Below are 15,752 nucleotides of genomic sequence, written 5' to 3' on the forward strand. Positions count from 1 at the left end.
ACGCCCAAGGTCGATTAGCTACACGGCTCACACGAGCCGATTTTTTGGAGCTTACCCATGGACATCATTCGTATCATCATCGCTATCCTGCTGCCGCCATTGGGTGTGTTCCTGCAAGTGGGTTTCGGCGGCGCGTTCTGGCTGAACATCCTGCTGACCCTGTGCGGTTACTTCCCCGGTATCATCCACGCGGTGTACATCATCGCCAAGCGCTGAGGCCGTCAGCCTTTCGCAATGAGCCGTGAATTGCGCTCGTTGCGAAAGGCCAACTGCTCGATGGTCTGGGTGGCATGCTCGGCTTCTTCCCGCGCCTTGAGGATGATGCCGTGCTGCTCGGACTTGCTGCACACCGGGTCGGCATTGCTCGCATCGCCCGTGAGCATGAACGCCTGGCAACGGCAGCCGCCGAAGTCCTTTTCCTTTTCATCGCATGAACGGCACGGCTCGGGCATCCAGTCGTAGCCGCGAAAGCGGTTGAAGCCAAACGAGTCGTACCAGATGTGCTGCATGCTGTGGTCGCGCACATTGGGAAATTGCACCGGCATCTGTCGGGCGCCGTGGCAAGGCAGGGCGGTGCCGTCCGGCGTCACTGTCAGAAAGATGCTGCCCCAGCCGTTCATGCAGGCTTTCGGGCGTTCCTCGTAGTAATCCGGTGTCACGAATATCAGCTTGCACGGGTGGCCTTCGGCTTCGAGCTTGGCGCGGTATTCGTTGGTGATGCGTTCGGCGCGTACCAGTTGTTCCTGGGTCGGCAGCAAGCCCACACGGTTGAGTTGCGCCCAGCCGTAGAACTGGCAAGTGGCAAGCTCGACGAAATCTGCCTCCAGTGCGATGCACAGCTCGATAATGCGGTCGATCTTGTCGATATTGTGCCGATGGGTAACGAAATTCAGCACCATCGGATAGCCGTGGGCCTTCACCGCGCGGGCCATTTCCAGCTTTTGCGCGAAGGCTTTTTTCGAGCCGGCCAGCAGGTTGTTCACCTGTTCATCGCTGGCCTGGAAGCTGATCTGGATGTGGTCCAGGCCCGCCTTCTTGAAGTCGCTGATCTTCTGCTCGGTGAGACCGATGCCCGAGGTGATCAGGTTAGTGTAGAAACCCAGCTTGCGCGCCTCGGCGATCAGTTCGGCAAGGTCCTGGCGCACCAGCGGTTCACCGCCGGAAAACCCCAGTTGCGCAGCGCCCATTTCCCGCGCTTCGCGAAACACCTTGATCCACTGCTCGGTGCTCAGCTCTTTACCCTGCTCGGCAAAATCCAGCGGATTGGAGCAATACGGGCACTGCAACGGGCAGCGGTAAGTCAGCTCGGCAAGCAACCACAGTGGCAGGCCAATCGGTGGCTTTTCAGGCAAGTTCGATCCAGTGCTCAGCACGGGCGACCTCCATGAAATCCTCGATGTCTTGACCGAGTTCAGGCACGCCCGGGAATTGTTTATCCAGCTCGGCGATGATGGCGGCCACGTCGCGCTCGCCGTCGATCAGCCCGCCGATCAAGGCGGCGCTGTCGTTGAGCTTGATCATGCCTTCGGGGTAGAGCAACACGTGGCCTTTTTGCGCTGGCTCGTACTGGTAGCGATAGCCCTGGCGCCAGGTCGGTGTTCTGCTGCGATCAAAGCTCATAGGGTGATCCCTTTATGCCAGACCCGCTGCTCGGTCACGCTGTGATACGGCGGGCGTTTGAGTTCGTAGGCCATGCTCATGGCATCCAGCATGCTCCACAGAATGTCGAGTTTGAACTGCAGGATTTCCAGCATGCGTTCCTGGCCTTCGCGAGTGGTGTAGTGCTGCAGCGTGATCGCCAAACCATGCTCTACGTCGCGACGGGCCTGGCCGAGGCGGGTGCGGAAATACTCATAACCGGCCGGGTCGATCCACGGATAGTGCTGCGGCCAGCTGTCGAGGCGCGACTGGTGGATCTGCGGCGCAAACAGTTCGGTCAGCGAGCTGCTGGCAGCTTCCTGCCAGCTGGCGCGGCGGGCAAAGTTGACGTAGGCATCCACCGCAAACCGTACGCCGGGCAGTACCAGCTCCTGGGAGCGCAACTGGTCGGGGTCGAGGCCGACGGCCTGGCCCAGGCGCAGCCAGGCTTCAATACCGCCGTCTTCACCGGGCGCGCCGTCGTGGTCGAGCAGACGCTGGATCCACTCACGGCGGATCTCGCGGTCCGGGCAGTTGGCCAGGATCGCAGCGTCTTTGAGCGGGATGTTCACCTGATAGTAGAAACGGTTGGCGACCCAGCCCTGAATCTGCTCGCGGGTGGCGCGGCCTTCATACATCGCCACGTGGTACGGGTGATGGATATGGTAGAAGGCGCCCTTGGCCCGCAGGGCGGCTTCGAATTCGGTGGTGGTCAACGGTGTGTCAGTCACTTCGTCTGCTCCTACAATTCAATGCTCATGCCGTCGTAAGCCACTTCGACATTGCGCCGCACCAGCTCGGCGCGCTCGGGGGAGTCTTCGTCGAGGATCGGGTTGGTGTTGTTGATGTGGATAAGCACCTTGCGCTGCTTGGGTAGCTGCTCCAGTACTTCGAGCATGCCGCCAGGGCCGTTCTGCGCCAGGTGGCCCATCTCGCGGCCGGTGCGGGTGCCGACGCCGCGGCGCTGCATTTCATCGTCGTCCCACATCGTGCCGTCCACCAACAGGCAGTCGCTGCCCGCCATGATTTCCAGCAGCGGCGCGTCGACTTTGCCCAGGCCTGGGGCGTAGAACAATTTACCGCCAGTGCGCAGGTCCTCGACGATCAGGCCGATGTTATCGCCTGGGTGCGGGTCAAAGCGGTGCGGCGAGTAGGGCGGCGCGGCGCTGCGCAAGGGCAGCGGGGTGAAGCGCAGATTCGGGCAGGCCGGGATGGTGAAGCTGGCGTCCAGCTCGATACGGTTCCAAGCCAGGCCGCCGTTCCAGTGGGTCAACATGGTGAACAGCGGGAAACCGGTGCTGAGGTCTTCATGGACCATGTCAGTGCACCACACCTGATGCGGGCAACCTTCGCGCAAGCTCAACAGGCCGGTGGTGTGGTCGATCTGGCTGTCCATCAGGATGATCGCGCTGATGCCGGTATCGCGCAGGGCACGGCCGGGTTGCATCGGCGCAAAGCCTTGCAGTTGCGCACGGATATCCGGCGAAGCATTGCACAGCACCCAGTTCACGCCATCGTCGGAAATCGCGATGGACGATTGGGTACGCGCTTGGGCGCGCAGGCTGCCGTCGCGAAAGCCTGCGCAGTTCACGCAGTTGCAGTTCCACTGCGGGAAGCCACCGCCGGCGGCGGAACCTAGAATCTGGACAAACATGATTGCTCCATCACGCAAAGCTCAAAACAAAAACGCCCCGGGCGAACCGAGGCGTTGTATTACTCAGCCAATCAACGGCTGGCGAAGTACATGGTGACTTCGAAACCGATACGCAGATCAGTGTAAGCGGGTTTGGACCAGGTCATATTCATACTCCTACCAAGGGATGGGACGTTCACTACCAAGTAATACATATAGTCCACCTCCTATTGGAGATGTTCAGATATTGCGTATGAATATTACGCAATTCTTTTCAAGTTAGCGCTGTCTTGACGGAAAAAGCCTGTTGCAGGGTTGGCAATGATCAGCCTGCCGGTTGCCAGGCGTCGTTGATGCGCGGGCCGTTGGCCACACAGCGCCAGCCGCCTGAGGCATCGTTGAGTTGCTGGGCGGCGCGCTGCAGATCCTCGCGTGTGCGGTTTTGTATCAACTGTTGTAGCAGGTCCAGGTAACCCGACGGATGGCCCGCCAAGTAAGCCTGCCACAGCAGTTCGGCGGCTTGGTTGAGCGGCAGTTGCTGGGCACTGAATTGCTGCGCCAGGGTCTGGTTGCCCAGGTCTGGGCTGCTGTCGATTAACGACGGTAATTGCTTCAGAAAGATCTGCAGGTGATCAATGATCCCGCTCAGTGAAACGCTGGGGGACTGCACACCAAACAGCAGCCCGGTTTGCCCGTTGACCTGTCGGATGCCGCTGAAGACCGCGTAGCCGATTTGCAGATCAACCCGCAGGCGCTGGTAAAACGGCCCGTGCAGCAGATGCCCAAGCAGTCGCCAGACGGCTTCGTCGGCCAAGGCTGGCGTCGGTGCTGGGCAAAACAGCAGTAAAGCGGCTTCATTGGAGTCTGTTTTTATCGTGTGCCAGAGCTTCCGGCCGTCGAGGGTTGGCGGCGTGTGTTCAATGCTTGCCGCCTGCCCAGGCAGCCGCGCTGCGGCGATTTTGATCGCGGCTTCACAAGCGGCCGGCAATCCAAAGCCGAGCCCATGCCATCGAGCCGTCGCCCATGAAGCTGGCCCGGAGTGAGTGTCGGTGCAGCAAACGGGCAGCGCCTTGAGCAACGCTCGGATGGCGATCATCGGTGTCGCGGCGTGTGCGGCGTCTTGTGGCAGGCTTAAGCTTTGTGCCAATACGTCCAGAACAGCCGGCATGGGCTGATGAAGACCGACCATTTTCACCAGGAAATCATTGCCGATCGTTTCGAAAGACAACTCAACTCCGGCCTGCCGGGCATTCTCGCGCAATGGCTGTAATGTATTTTCCAACCCCACGGGCGCGGCGTTATCAAACTGCCATTGCAGATACAGCGCGCCTTCATCGGTGTCATCCGCCAATGCCTGGCTGAATGTCAGCGCCGACACCTCCCGACGGCCCCGGGAGCGGTCTTGGGCGAAGGTGCGCAAACCACGATGGGCGCTGGTCTGGCCCCGGATCAGCCCGGCGCGTTGTTCTTTGGCCGGCGGAAGCAGGAATGGATTGTTCGGCGGCAACTGCCAAGCCTGTCTGGCCGGTTTGAGGTGCAGTGAATCCAGCAGTTTTTTGAGTGCGACGACGCCCTGTTCCGACAGGTCTTCACTTTCGTTTCGCACCCATGCCAAGGCACTTTGGGTCTGTTGCTGACGAGCGTTCAGCAAGGCGAACTCTTCGCGTAAAGGTGTCCAATCGCTGTGTGCGAAAAAGCTCAGCCAGTCGTGCAGCAACGCTTCGATTTGCGTAGCCGAATCGTCTTGAGTATCGAGGGTAAAGTCGATATCCAATACGGCTTGCCCGGCAAACGCATAAAGCACGGTCGCCTGCATGGCGTTGGCCAGTTTTCGCGCTTTCAGCTCAGCCAGTAAACCACCCGGCGCCGCAGCATTGAGCCAGGTGCAGAGAAACGCCAGCGCTTGGCGAGGCGCGTCACAGGTGATGACGTGGTGCAGGTGGTTATCGGCGATGTGTTGAAAGCCCTGGGCGTGGCCGAGCATCAGCGCAGGCGGCGCAGCCTGTGGGTGCTGAGGGCCAGTGGCCAATTCGTCGCTGAAACGCTGGGCCAACGCTTGCAGTTCTTCCAATGGCTGCGGGCCGGCAAGGTGTAACGTCATCTGCCCGCTCTGATAGAACCTGGTATGGAATTCCTTCAATGCCTGCTGAAACGCCTCACGCTCAACCGGCAGGCTATCCCGATTCCCGGCATGAAAACCGCGCAGCGGATGGTCCGCCGCCAAGCCTTCCAGCAGCGCAACCTGCTGCTGCGCCTTGGCATCCTGGGACCAGGCCACAAACTCCGCTTGCAGCACTTCGCGCTCACGCAGTTGGTCTTCAATCGTCAGGCGCGGATGGGTGAGCATATCCGCCAGCCGCTCCAGCCCATCGGCAAAGGTTGGCACCGACAATTCAAAGAAAAAGTCTGTGGTGCGCTCGCGGGTGCTGGCGTTGACCTGCCCACCCTGGCGCTGCACGTAGGCCATCAAGCCTTCGCTTGTGGGAAAACGCGCAGTGCCGAGAAACAGCAAATGCTCAAGAAAATGCGCCAAGCCCGGCCACGCGAGTGGCACGTCATGGCTGCCGGCGGCCACGCGCAACATCGCGGCGCAACGCTTCAAGCGTGGCGCATGGCGCAAGGAAACCCGCAGGCCGTTGGCCAGGGTCAAGTCAAGGTGATGAGGGTGGGCCGGCGCAGGCATGGGCACTTCCGAAACGTAGGATGTGCCTATGCTAACAAACCGTCTGGCTCAGGGCTTGTGCAGCGCGCCGTACAGCTCTGGGCGACGGTCTTGCAGGTAGTGATTGGCCGCGCGGGCATCCAGGATCGACTGGCGATCCAGCGTACCGACGATCAACGATTCATCCAGCCCCGCCTGGGCGATTCGCTGGCCATTGGGCGCAGCAATACTGCTTTGCCCGCAGTACTGAATCTCGCCTTCGTGCCCGCAGTAGTTGGCGTAGGCCACATAGCACTGGTTTTCAAAGGCCCGCGCCCGCACGGTCACGTCGGCAACAAAGTCGAACGGCACCATATTGGCCGTCGGCACCAGGATTACCTCGGCGCCGGCCAGGGCCAGGCGTCGGGTGTTTTCCGGGAACTCCAGGTCGTAGCAGATCAGAAACCCGAGCTTCCAGCCGTTAAGTTCCACCAGCGGGAAGTCATCTCCTCCGGCACTGAACATCGAGTGGTCCAGGTCGCCAAACAGGTGAGTCTTGCGATAGTTGCACAGGCGCTGGCCGTGGGCATCGATCAATTGCACGGCGTTGTAGATCTGCCCGTCCTCAGCCCGCTCCGGGTAACCGTAGAGAATGGCCAGGCCGGCGCTTTTGGCCAACTCGGCAATCGCCTGAGCCGACGGCCCATCCTGGGCTTCGGCCAGCGCGCCCACCGCTTCGGCACCGATGTTGTAGCCGCTGAGGAACATCTCCGGCAGCACCAGCACGTCGGCACCGGTCGCCTCATGCGCCAATTGATGCAGGCGCTTGAGGTTGCCGGCCACATCCAGCGGCAGCGGTGGGCATTGGTACAGGGCGACACGCATGCTCAACTCCTTAATCGGCCAGGGCGATCGGGCCGATTTCGTCAAAGACATCACCTGGGCCCGGGTTTTCGGGGTGAGTGCTGCCGCCGAAGTGGGTCATGATGCCCCACACCGCATTCAGCGAGGTTTGCACCGCGCCCTCGACCCACGCAGGCGTCCAGGATACGTCGTCACCGGCGATAAAAATCCCACGCTGTTCGGCGGGCATGTCCTTCTGCATAAAGTGCGCATACATGCGCTGGTTGTAGCGATAGTGGCCGGGCAATGCACCTTTGAAGGCTCCGAGGAAATGCGGGTCGGCTTCCCAGGACACGGTGATCGGGTCGCCGATGATGCGTGCCTTGATATCGACTTTCGGGTAGATCTTTTTCAGCGCGTCGAGGGCCAGTTTCACCCGCTTGTCGATGGGCTGCGGGAGCATTTTCAGCGCGTCGCTCATCCACGAATACGACAGGCAAATCACGCCTGGCTTGTCGTCACCGTTGTCGAACAGATAGGTGCCACGGGTAAGGCGATCGGTGAGGGTCATGCTCATCAGGTCGCGGCCGGTCTCCGGGTCTTTGTCTTTCCAGAACGGGCGGTCGACCATCACGAAGGTTTTCGACGACTGCATGTAGCGCGTGCGGTCCAGGGCCATCCACATTTTTTGCGAGAACAGGGTTTCGTCGCATTCGATCTGGGTGGTCAGCAGCCAGCTTTGACAGGTGGTCAACACGGCGGCGTATTCGCGGGTGTCACCGTAGTTGTCGGTGACCGCAAAGCGGCCATCGGCAGCGTGGGCAATGCGTTTTACCCCCGCCCGTGGCGCGCCGCGATGCAAGGAGCTGAGACTGGTGCCGGCGGGCCAATGGGCGCAACGCTCCGGCACATGGCGCCAGATGCCCATGGGCACTTGCGCTACGCCGCCAACCACCAGGTGTTGGTGATCGTCGCAGTTGGTCATCACCACGCGGAAGATTTCCAGCATCGAGTTGGGGAAATCCGAGTCCCAGCCGCCAGTGCCGAAACCCACTTGGCCAAACACTTCGCGGTGCGCGAACGACAGTTTGGCGAACGCCTTGGACGTGGCGACGAAGTCATAGAAGGTGCGGTCGTCCCACAGCGGTACCAGCTTGTTCCACAGCGCCTTGAGGCGTGGCACGTCGCGATCGCGAATGGCTTGCTGGATATCACCGAACTGCGAGCCGGCCTCCAGCGCATCCGCCCAGGCATCGGCAACTTCCTGGAATAGCACCGGCAGGTCCGAGAGTTTTTGTGCGTAGTGGGTCTGGCCTTCGAGGTCGACCACTGTGCTGCCGGAAGCCGGTGTCAGTGGGTTAGGAAAAGGTTTGGTCTCCAGGCCCAGCTTGTCCACATAGTGGTAGAACGCAGTGGACGATACCGGAAAACGCATGCCGCCCAGCTCGGCGATGATGCCTTCGGCGCCTTCAAAGGCCTGGGAGCGCAAACGCCCGCCCATCTTCGAGGCCTCGTATACCACCGGCTTGAGGCCCAGCTTCATCAGCTCGTAAGCAGCCACCAGCCCTGCGATCCCGGCACCCACAATCGCCACTTCCGCGCCATGGTTGGCGGCGGGAATACTGCCCAGGCCAGCCGGGTGTTCGATCCAGTCATCAAAGGCAAACGGAAAATCCGGGCCAAAGATGGTGATAGGTTTTTTACCGTCGGCGGGATGGCGATTGGTCTTGCTGATGGTGCTGGACGGAATGCTCATGGCTGACCTTACTGACGACTCGCGGGATTCGGCCCGTTGAGTATAGGAAAAGATGGCAGCCAGTTTAGGGAGCGTAGCGTTCGTTATTAAGACGCAATGTGTCGTCGGATTGAATTGTTTTTAGTCAGAATGACGAAGTGGCTGGTCAAACTGGCTGACCACGGTCCAATTTGTTACTGAGGATGATCGACGTGGTGGTTTTCTCTACGCCATCGACACTGCCGATCTGGTCCAGCAATTGGTCCAACTGTTCCGGCGAATCAGTGCGCAGCCAGGCCACGTAATCAAACTCGCCACTCACCGCACACAACTGCTGCACCTGCGCCATGGCGCTCAACCGGCGCAGCACTTCCTTGCCCGAACGCGCTTGAACGGTGATGCCGACATACGCCTGCAAACCCCCATCGACCACACGCTGCCCGAGGCGCACGCCATAGCCGGTGATCACCTGGGTTTTCTCCAGGCGCGCCAGGCGCGACGTCACCGTGGTGCGCGCAATGCCTAACTGCCGGGCAAGCATGGCCACGCTTTCGCGGGCGTTGATCTGCAAGGCGGCGATCAGTTGGCGATCGATTTCATCGAGGGCGGGCAAGGGCGGGGCTCCGGTGTGTAGGGGCAGTGCGCGGATATATTACAGGCTTGTGTTGGCAAGGAGGTGAACGGTGCTGCGATGAGTGTGATTGGGAGTGGGCACAAAAACTGACAGAAGTTCGCTGGTTAAAAGGGCTAATACGTCGCCATCATCTCGTCACACAGGTCTGCTTGAAGGGTGAGAAGACTTTTTTATAGGTGTGTCTTGTGTGTATACAAACACCCTGAAAAGCGAGGACGTGTAACCGTGCCTCATCCCAAGTCAGAGATTGCCAAGGGCACCTTGCACAGTATTTTCAAATCAGCAGGCCTCAACTGTAGAGCTTGACAGAGGAATTGAATGGGCTCGGTGGAGTTCGTTAAGAGGATGACCAATGAAATTCCCAGTGGTAGTACACAAAGACGCCGACTCGGACTACAGCGTGACCGTTCCGGACGTACCAGGCTGCTTCTCGGCAGGCGCTTCGTTTTCCGAGGCGTTGGATAACGTCCGGGAAGCGCTGGCGCTGCATCTCGAAGGGTTGGTCGCCGACGAAGAAAAACTTCCTCAGGCCCAAGAGGTGGATGTTCATCTGGACAATCCGGATTACGCCGGTGGCGTATGGGCGATTGTCGACTTTGACCTGACTCCGTACTTGGGTAAGTCGGTGCGGTTCAACGCTTCTTTGCCGGAGCAGTTGTTGCACCGCATTGATGAGCGAGTGCAGAAGGATCATCGCTATGCATCGCGGTCAGGGTTTTTGGCGACGGCAGCGCTGCGTGAACTGGCCGTTTGAGTCGAATGCCAGACACGAAAAAGCCGCGCATTGCGCGGCTTTCTTGTTTGGTGGGCCCAGTAGGACTCGAACCTACGACCAAAGGATTATGAGTCCTCTGCTCTAACCAACTGAGCTATAGGCCCTCAGTAGGACGCGGATTATAGCGACGGTTTCCGTGCTGTGCCATCCGAAAAGTCTGAAACCCGCATATGAAGAAAAGTCTCGGCAAAAAGCTCCGGCGGCAGCGGCAGGCTGACGATGTAGCCTTGCATCTGTTCGCAGCCTTCGGCGGCCAGGAAGGCTTGTTGTGCGGGGTTTTCCACGCCTTCGGCAATGATGGTGAATTGCATGCTGTGGCCCAGGGCGATGATGGCGCGCACGATGGCGGCGTCGTGGGGGTCGTCGGGCAGGCCGCGCACGAAGGACTGGTCGATTTTGAGGAAATCCAGTGGCAGGCGCTTGAGGTAACTGAGTGAAGAATAGCCAGTGCCAAAGTCATCGATGGCCAGTTGCACGCCCAGGTGCTTGAGTTGGTGCAGCACTTCGAGGGCTTCTTCGGCCTGGCTCATGATGAAGTTTTCGGTGATCTCCAGTTGCAGGCAACCGGGCTCCAAGTGGTAGTCGTGCAGCAGTTGTTCGATGCGCGCGAGCAGGTTGGGGTGACGCAGTTGTGCGCCGGCGAGGTTGACTGACAGCGGGCCGAAATCGTTGAAGGCGCGTTTCCAGGTGTGCATCTGACGGCAGGCCTGTTCCAGTACCCAGTCGCCAATCTGCAGGATCGTGCCGTTCTCCTCGGCCAGGGCGATGAAGTGTTCCGGCGGCACGTCGCCAAAGGTCGGGTGGTGCCAGCGAATCAATGCTTCGGCGCCGATCAGTTCTTGGGTGACCAGGCTGAGCTTCGGTTGGTAGTACAGAAACAGCTCTTCACGCTCGATGGCACGGCGCAGTTCGTGCTCGAGGGCCACGCGTTCGTTGGCCTGGGCGGTGAGGTCGCGAGTGTAGCTCTCGACACGGTTGCGGCCTTTGGCCTTGGAGCGGTACATCGCGGCATCGGCGTTTTTGACCAGGGTAGCGACGTCGGTACCGTCCTGTGGATAGAGGCTGGTGCCGATGCTGGCGCTGATAAAGAACTCATGCTCGCCGGCCTGGAACGGCGGGGTGAAGCAGGCGAGCAGTTTATTGGCCAGGTGTTCGGCATCGCTGGCTTGTTGCAGGCCGGGCAGCAGGATGATGAATTCGTCGCCGCCCAGGCGTGCCACGGTGTCGATGTCGCGCAGTTGCTCCTTGAGGCGCACGGCGATGTCCTTGAGCAGCAGGTCGCCGACGGGGTGGCCGAGGCTGTCGTTGATATGCTTGAACCGGTCCAGGTCGAGGAACAGCACGGCGCCTTGGTGACCGGTTTCTTCCTGGCTGGTGAGGGCGGCTTGCAGTCGGCTTTCAAACAGGGTGCGGTTGGGCAGGCCGGTCAGTGGGTCGTGGTGTGCCTGATAATCGAGGCGAGCCTGGGCGTGCTTGAGACTGGAGATGTCGGCAAACACGGCAACAAAGTGTGTGATCAACTGGTCGCGGTTACGCACGGCGCTGATGGTCAGCCAGCTGGGGTATAGCTCGCCGTTTTTGCGGCGGTTGGAAATCTCGCCCTGCCAGTGGCCGTGGGCCGTCAATTGATGCCACATCGCCGCATAGAACGCGCTGTCATGCAGGCCGGAGGCGAGCAGGCGCGGCGTGCTGCCAAGGGCTTCGGCTTCGCTGTAGCCGGTGATCTCGCTGAAAGCACGGTTGACGGCGCTGATGTTCTGCCGGGTGTCGGTGATCAATACCCCTTCGGCCGTGCTCTCGAACACCGTGGCGGCCTGTTGCAGTTTTTCCTGCATCACTTGGCGTTCGGTGATGTCACGGGCGATGGTCAGCATGCAGTCATCCTCGCCGATGGGCAGCGGCCGGCTGGAGACTTCGCACAGGCGAATCAAACCGTCGGCGCGGCGGATATGGCAGACGAAGTCACGCACAAAACCGTCGCGTTGCATCAGTTCCAGCATGTGCTTGCGTTCGTTGAGGTCGACCCAGATGCCCAGGTCCAGGGTCGACTGGTCGAGCGAGTTCGCACTGCTAAATCCCGTCAGGCGGGTGAAGCCTTCGTTCACTTCAATCAAAAGCCCATCGCGTTGGCGGCTGAGCAGCAAACCGTCGGGTGAGGCGTGGAAGGCCTTGGCGAATTTCTCTTCGGAGGTTTGCAGCAGTTGCTGGGTTTCCTTGAGTTGGGTGATGTCACGCACCACCACCACCAAGGCTTCTGTGGTGTCGAGTTGGAACGGTTCGGCGGAGATCAGCCCGGTAAACGCCTGGCCATTGCTGCGCAGAAATGGCATTTCCAGGTTGCGGATGCTGGTGGTCTGCACACGTTGCAGCAGGTCGGGGCCGACGCCTTGAATGCCCCAGATGTTCAGCTCGGTGGCGGTTTTGCCCACGACTTGTTCGGCGCTTAGCCCAATCTGGTCCTCGAATGCCTTATTCACCTCCAGCAGGCAGCCATCAGAGAGGCGGGCGATGACCAGGATGTCCGGGCATTGCTGAAACACCGAGGCAAACTTCTCTTCGGAAAGCTGCAAAGCCTCCTCTGTGCGCTTGGCTTCGCTGATATCGATCATCAAACCGCGCAACACCGGCTCATGGCCGTGCTCGATCAGGCTGACGATATCGCGCACCCACAAGCAACGGCCGTCGGCGGTAATCACTCGATAATCGAGGCTGTGATCGCGGTTGGCGCGGGTTTCCTGGAAGCAGAATGCCTCCGCTCGGGTCAGGTCGGCAGGGTGGATGATGTTGCGCCAGAAGCCTGGAATCAGCCAATGGGCGCGGGGATAGCCCAGCAGGTCTTCGGCGTGGGGCGAAACGTAGCTGTAGGTGAAGTCGGTGATGCTGGCTTCCCAGGCAATCGCGGACAGGCTCTCGACCAGGCCGCGATAGTGGTATTCGCTGCTGCGCAACTCTTGCTCAAGGGCGACTCGCCGGGCAATTTCCGAGCTGAGCCGGCGGTTGATGCGAATCACGATGGCCAACACGGTGCTCAGCAGCAGCACCGCCGGCAGGCCGTACATCAGCAAGTCGGCCCAGAAGGTGCGGTGATCGGTGAAGCTGCCGACCCAGTGTTGCTGGATCGCGTCGGTTTCGTCGGAGCTGAGGTCAGCGAGGACTTTGTCCAGGATGCCCACCAGTATTTTCTGGTCGCGCGGCACGCCCATCGCCAACTGGTACCGATAGGGCGTTTCGCCGCTGACGTATAAACCATCCAGCTTGAGCTGGCGCAGGCTCCAGACGCTGGAGGCGAGGTCGCCTACAACCGCATCCACTTCATCGGTGGCCAGGGCTTGCAGCGTCGAGCTGACGTTCGGCATGGCCACCAGATTGAGGTCGGGATGGTGGGTCCGCAGTAATTCGTGCGGCGCGTAGTTTTCCACCACGGCGATCTTCAGGCCGTACAGGTCTTTAAGGTTGCGCGGTTTCGCGCCGCCTTCATGGGCGAGGATGACGATCGGGAAATCCAGGTACGGACGTGTAAAGGCCAGGTAATTCTGGCGTTCGGGCGTCGACATGATGCCGGGCAACAGGTCGAGTTGGTTGTTTTTCGCCTGTTCGAGCACGGCGGTCCAGTTTTCCGGCTCGATCAGCTTGATCCGCACGCCCAGGCGGTCCTGGATCAGGCGTACATAGTCGGCTGCGAGGCCTTGATAACGGCCATTTTCATCACGGTATTCGAAGGGCGGCCAAGAAGCGTCCACCCCCAGGCGCAGCTCCTGATGGTCCGCCAGCCAGCCACGCTCATCATCAGTAAGAGTCAACGCGCCAGCCGTTGCGGTCCAGGCGAGCAGCGACAGCAGTATCACGGTCGGCAGTCTGGGCATAACGGTCTCGTTATGGCACGGGGAATGTTTCGAGTGTAGACGGGCATTGCGGGGGAGGGGGTGTTGCGGGGGAAGTTAATCCATAGAAAGTAATCTATGGAAAACAAAACCCCCGGCCTGGGCCGGGGGTTCTGGTATCACTCGTCGAGGAAGGAGCGCAGATGCTCGCTTCGCGTCGGGTGGCGCAACTTGCGCAGTGCCTTGGCTTCGATCTGACGGATCCGCTCGCGGGTCACGTCAAACTGCTTACCGACTTCCTCAAGGGTGTGGTCGGTATTCATGTCGATGCCGAAACGCATGCGCAGTACCTTGGCTTCACGGGCAGTGAGGCCGGACAGTACGTCGCGAGTCGCTTCTTTAAGGCTCTCAACAGTGGCGACATCGATTGGCGACTGCATGGTCGAGTCTTCGATGAAGTCACCCAGGTGGGAGTCTTCGTCATCACCAATCGGCGTTTCCATGGAGATCGGCTCTTTAGCGATCTTCAATACCTTGCGGATTTTATCCTCAGGCATTTCCATGCGTTCGCCCAGCTCTTCCGGGGTCGGTTCGCGACCCATTTCCTGCAACATCTGCCGGGAAATACGGTTGAGCTTGTTGATCGTCTCGATCATGTGCACCGGAATACGGATGGTGCGAGCCTGGTCGGCGATCGAGCGAGTGATCGCCTGACGGATCCACCAGGTGGCATAAGTCGAGAACTTGTAGCCGCGACGGTATTCGAACTTGTCCACCGCCTTCATCAAGCCGATGTTGCCTTCCTGGATCAGATCGAGGAATTGCAGACCACGGTTGGTGTACTTCTTGGCGATCGAGATCACCAGACGCAAGTTCGCTTCAACCATCTCTTTCTTCGCGCGGCGGGCCTTGGCCTCACCGATCGACATGCGACGGTTGATGTCTTTGATTTCAGCAATCGTCAGACCTGTTTCGGTCTCAAGCGCGGTCAGCTTCTGCTGGCAACGGATGATGTCCGGCTGCAGGCGACCAATGGCTTCGGCGTATTTCGCCTTGCCTTTGGCCAGTGCGTCGGTCCAGCTTTCGTCTACTTCGTTGCCCGGGAACTGGCGCAGGAAGTCAGCCCGCGGCATACGTGCATCACGTACACACAGCTGCATGATTGCGCGTTCTTGCGCACGCAGACGTTCAAGGGCACTGCGAACACGCTCAACCAAGCCTTCGAATTGCTTCGGTACCAGCTTGATCGGCATGAACAGCTCAGCCAGGGCCACCAGCTCGGCAATCGCCAGCTTGTTGGAGCGACCGTGCTTTTTCAGGGCCTTGCGGGTGATTTCCATTTGATCGGAAACCGCACCGAAACGCTGGGCTGCGATGATCGGGTCCGGGCCGCTTTCAACTTCATCTTCGTCGTCGCTGCTGGCTTCAGCATCGTCGTCTTCGGTGTCGTCGTCAGCCTTCGCGGCTTTCGCATCGACGGGCGGCGGTACTTCGGCGGCAGGCGGCGCAATGCCGTCGTCCGGGTCGATGTAGCCGCTCAGAACGTCAGACAGGCGGCCACCTTCGGTGGTGACGCGAGTGTACTCGGAGAGAATGTGGTCAACCGTGCCAGGGAAGTGCGCGATTGCGCCCATCACTTCACGGATACCCTCTTCAATACGTTTGGCGATTTCGATTTCGCCTTCACGTGTCAGCAGCTCGACGGTACCCATTTCACGCATATACATGCGCACAGGGTCAGTCGTACGACCGATGTCGGTCTCCACCGCTGCCAGCGCAGCAGCCGCTTCTTCAGCAGCTGCCTCGTCGGTATCGGAGTCGGCCAACATAAGGGCGTCCGCATCCGGAGCACTCTCGTGTACGGGGATCCCCATGTCATTAATCATGCGGATGATGTCTTCCACCTGCTCAGGATCTGAAATATCCTCAGGCAGGTGATCGTTGACCTCTGCGTAAGTCAGATATTTCTGCTCACGACCAAGGGTGATCAACTCTTTAATACGAGACTGTTGTTGCGCTTTTCCGGACATAA

At 59.9% G+C, this 15,752-nt stretch carries 13 protein-coding genes, 1 tRNA gene and 1 pseudogene; 3 read left to right on the plus strand and 12 right to left on the minus strand.

Annotated features, from left to right (window positions below):
• The first annotated feature begins 57 nt into the window (after positions 1–57).
• Positions 58–216, plus strand: a complete 159-nt coding sequence (locus ACQY47_RS17295; protein ID WP_003194776.1) for a YqaE/Pmp3 family membrane protein — start codon at positions 58–60, stop codon at positions 214–216.
• A gap of 5 nt (positions 217–221) precedes the next feature.
• Here the strand turns inward: ACQY47_RS17295 and pqqE are convergent, their stop codons facing one another.
• The 9 genes from pqqE to ACQY47_RS17340 form a co-directional block, all read right to left on the minus strand.
• A complete protein-coding gene (pqqE, locus tag ACQY47_RS17300) occupies positions 222–1,352 on the minus strand; it encodes a pyrroloquinoline quinone biosynthesis protein PqqE (protein WP_017138040.1) in 1,131 nt (376 codons plus the stop codon).
• Positions 1,345–1,620, minus strand: a complete 276-nt coding sequence (pqqD, locus tag ACQY47_RS17305) for a pyrroloquinoline quinone biosynthesis peptide chaperone PqqD (RefSeq protein WP_017138041.1) — start codon at positions 1,618–1,620, stop codon at positions 1,345–1,347. Before pqqD ends, pqqE begins: the two co-directional genes overlap by 8 nt.
• Positions 1,617–2,369, minus strand: a complete 753-nt coding sequence (pqqC, locus tag ACQY47_RS17310; RefSeq protein WP_122735992.1) for a pyrroloquinoline-quinone synthase PqqC — start codon at positions 2,367–2,369, stop codon at positions 1,617–1,619. The genes pqqD and pqqC overlap by 4 nt, the downstream gene beginning before the upstream one ends.
• An 11-nt stretch (positions 2,370–2,380) precedes the next feature.
• Entirely contained in the window at positions 2,381–3,292 is a 912-nt protein-coding gene (pqqB, locus tag ACQY47_RS17315; RefSeq protein WP_010207003.1) for a pyrroloquinoline quinone biosynthesis protein PqqB, read from the minus strand.
• A gap of 71 nt (positions 3,293–3,363) precedes the next feature.
• Positions 3,364–3,438: a pyrroloquinoline quinone precursor peptide PqqA gene (pqqA, locus tag ACQY47_RS17320; RefSeq protein WP_003194766.1), complete on the minus strand. Its 75-nt coding sequence runs from the start codon at positions 3,436–3,438 to the stop codon at positions 3,364–3,366.
• Positions 3,439–3,596: 158 nt separating this feature from the next.
• Positions 3,597–5,954 carry a pyrroloquinoline quinone biosynthesis protein PqqF gene (gene pqqF, locus ACQY47_RS17325; RefSeq protein WP_428550555.1) on the minus strand — a complete coding sequence of 786 codons (2,358 nt, stop codon included), beginning with the start codon at positions 5,952–5,954 and terminating at the stop codon, positions 3,597–3,599.
• 48 nt (positions 5,955–6,002) lie between these two features.
• Positions 6,003–6,797 carry a carbon-nitrogen hydrolase family protein gene (locus ACQY47_RS17330; protein WP_428550558.1) on the minus strand — a complete coding sequence of 265 codons (795 nt, stop codon included), beginning with the start codon at positions 6,795–6,797 and terminating at the stop codon, positions 6,003–6,005.
• Between the two features lie 10 nt (positions 6,798–6,807).
• Positions 6,808–8,490, minus strand: a complete 1,683-nt coding sequence (locus ACQY47_RS17335) for a flavin monoamine oxidase family protein (RefSeq protein ID WP_065929487.1) — start codon at positions 8,488–8,490, stop codon at positions 6,808–6,810.
• 166 nt (positions 8,491–8,656) lie between these two features.
• Positions 8,657–9,103: an Lrp/AsnC family transcriptional regulator gene (locus ACQY47_RS17340; RefSeq protein WP_135289036.1), complete on the minus strand. Its 447-nt coding sequence runs from the start codon at positions 9,101–9,103 to the stop codon at positions 8,657–8,659.
• Between the two features lie 213 nt (positions 9,104–9,316).
• On the opposite strand from ACQY47_RS17340, the pseudogene ACQY47_RS17345 reads away from it, so the two are divergent.
• Together ACQY47_RS17345 and ACQY47_RS17350 are read left to right on the plus strand one after the other, a co-directional pair.
• Positions 9,317–9,430, plus strand: a pseudogene (locus ACQY47_RS17345) (type II toxin-antitoxin system HicA family toxin); the annotation flags it as partial.
• 46 nt (positions 9,431–9,476) lie between these two features.
• Positions 9,477–9,878 carry a type II toxin-antitoxin system HicB family antitoxin gene (locus ACQY47_RS17350; RefSeq protein WP_099550415.1) on the plus strand — a complete coding sequence of 134 codons (402 nt, stop codon included), beginning with the start codon at positions 9,477–9,479 and terminating at the stop codon, positions 9,876–9,878.
• Positions 9,879–9,926: 48 nt separating this feature from the next.
• Here the strand turns inward: ACQY47_RS17350 and ACQY47_RS17355 are convergent.
• The 3 genes from ACQY47_RS17355 to rpoD all read right to left on the minus strand — a co-directional run bounded on the left by ACQY47_RS17355 (position 9,927) and on the right by rpoD (position 15,750).
• A tRNA-Ile gene (locus ACQY47_RS17355) sits at positions 9,927–10,003 on the minus strand.
• A 15-nt stretch (positions 10,004–10,018) separates the two neighbouring features.
• Positions 10,019–13,762, minus strand: a complete 3,744-nt coding sequence (locus ACQY47_RS17360) for an EAL domain-containing protein (protein WP_186617051.1) — start codon at positions 13,760–13,762, stop codon at positions 10,019–10,021.
• A 137-nt stretch (positions 13,763–13,899) separates the two neighbouring features.
• On the minus strand, positions 13,900–15,750 hold the full coding sequence (gene rpoD, locus ACQY47_RS17365) for an RNA polymerase sigma factor RpoD (RefSeq protein WP_017138049.1): 1,851 nt from the start codon (positions 15,748–15,750) through the stop codon (positions 13,900–13,902).
• Between the last annotated feature and the right edge of the window lie 2 nt (positions 15,751–15,752).

This window comes from Pseudomonas edaphica (assembly GCF_965277385.1).
Classification (GTDB): domain Bacteria; phylum Pseudomonadota; class Gammaproteobacteria; order Pseudomonadales; family Pseudomonadaceae; genus Aquipseudomonas; species Aquipseudomonas edaphica.

Excerpts from the sequence above, each read along its gene's own strand:
- ACQY47_RS17295 (WP_003194776.1), top strand. The coding sequence starts at position 58 with ATGGACATCATTCGTATCATCATCGCTATCCTGCTGCCGCCATTGGGT.
- pqqD (WP_017138041.1), bottom strand. The coding sequence starts at position 1,620 with ATGAGCTTTGATCGCAGCAGAACACCGACCTGGCGCCAGGGCTATCGC.
- pqqB (WP_010207003.1), bottom strand. The coding sequence starts at position 3,292 with ATGTTTGTCCAGATTCTAGGTTCCGCCGCCGGCGGTGGCTTCCCGCAG.
- pqqF (WP_428550555.1), bottom strand. The coding sequence starts at position 5,954 with ATGCCTGCGCCGGCCCACCCTCATCACCTTGACTTGACCCTGGCCAAC.
- ACQY47_RS17330 (WP_428550558.1), bottom strand. The coding sequence starts at position 6,797 with ATGCGTGTCGCCCTGTACCAATGCCCACCGCTGCCGCTGGATGTGGCC.
- ACQY47_RS17350 (WP_099550415.1), top strand. The coding sequence starts at position 9,477 with ATGAAATTCCCAGTGGTAGTACACAAAGACGCCGACTCGGACTACAGC.
- ACQY47_RS17360 (WP_186617051.1), bottom strand. The coding sequence starts at position 13,762 with ATGCCCAGACTGCCGACCGTGATACTGCTGTCGCTGCTCGCCTGGACC.
- rpoD (WP_017138049.1), bottom strand. The coding sequence starts at position 15,750 with ATGTCCGGAAAAGCGCAACAACAGTCTCGTATTAAAGAGTTGATCACC.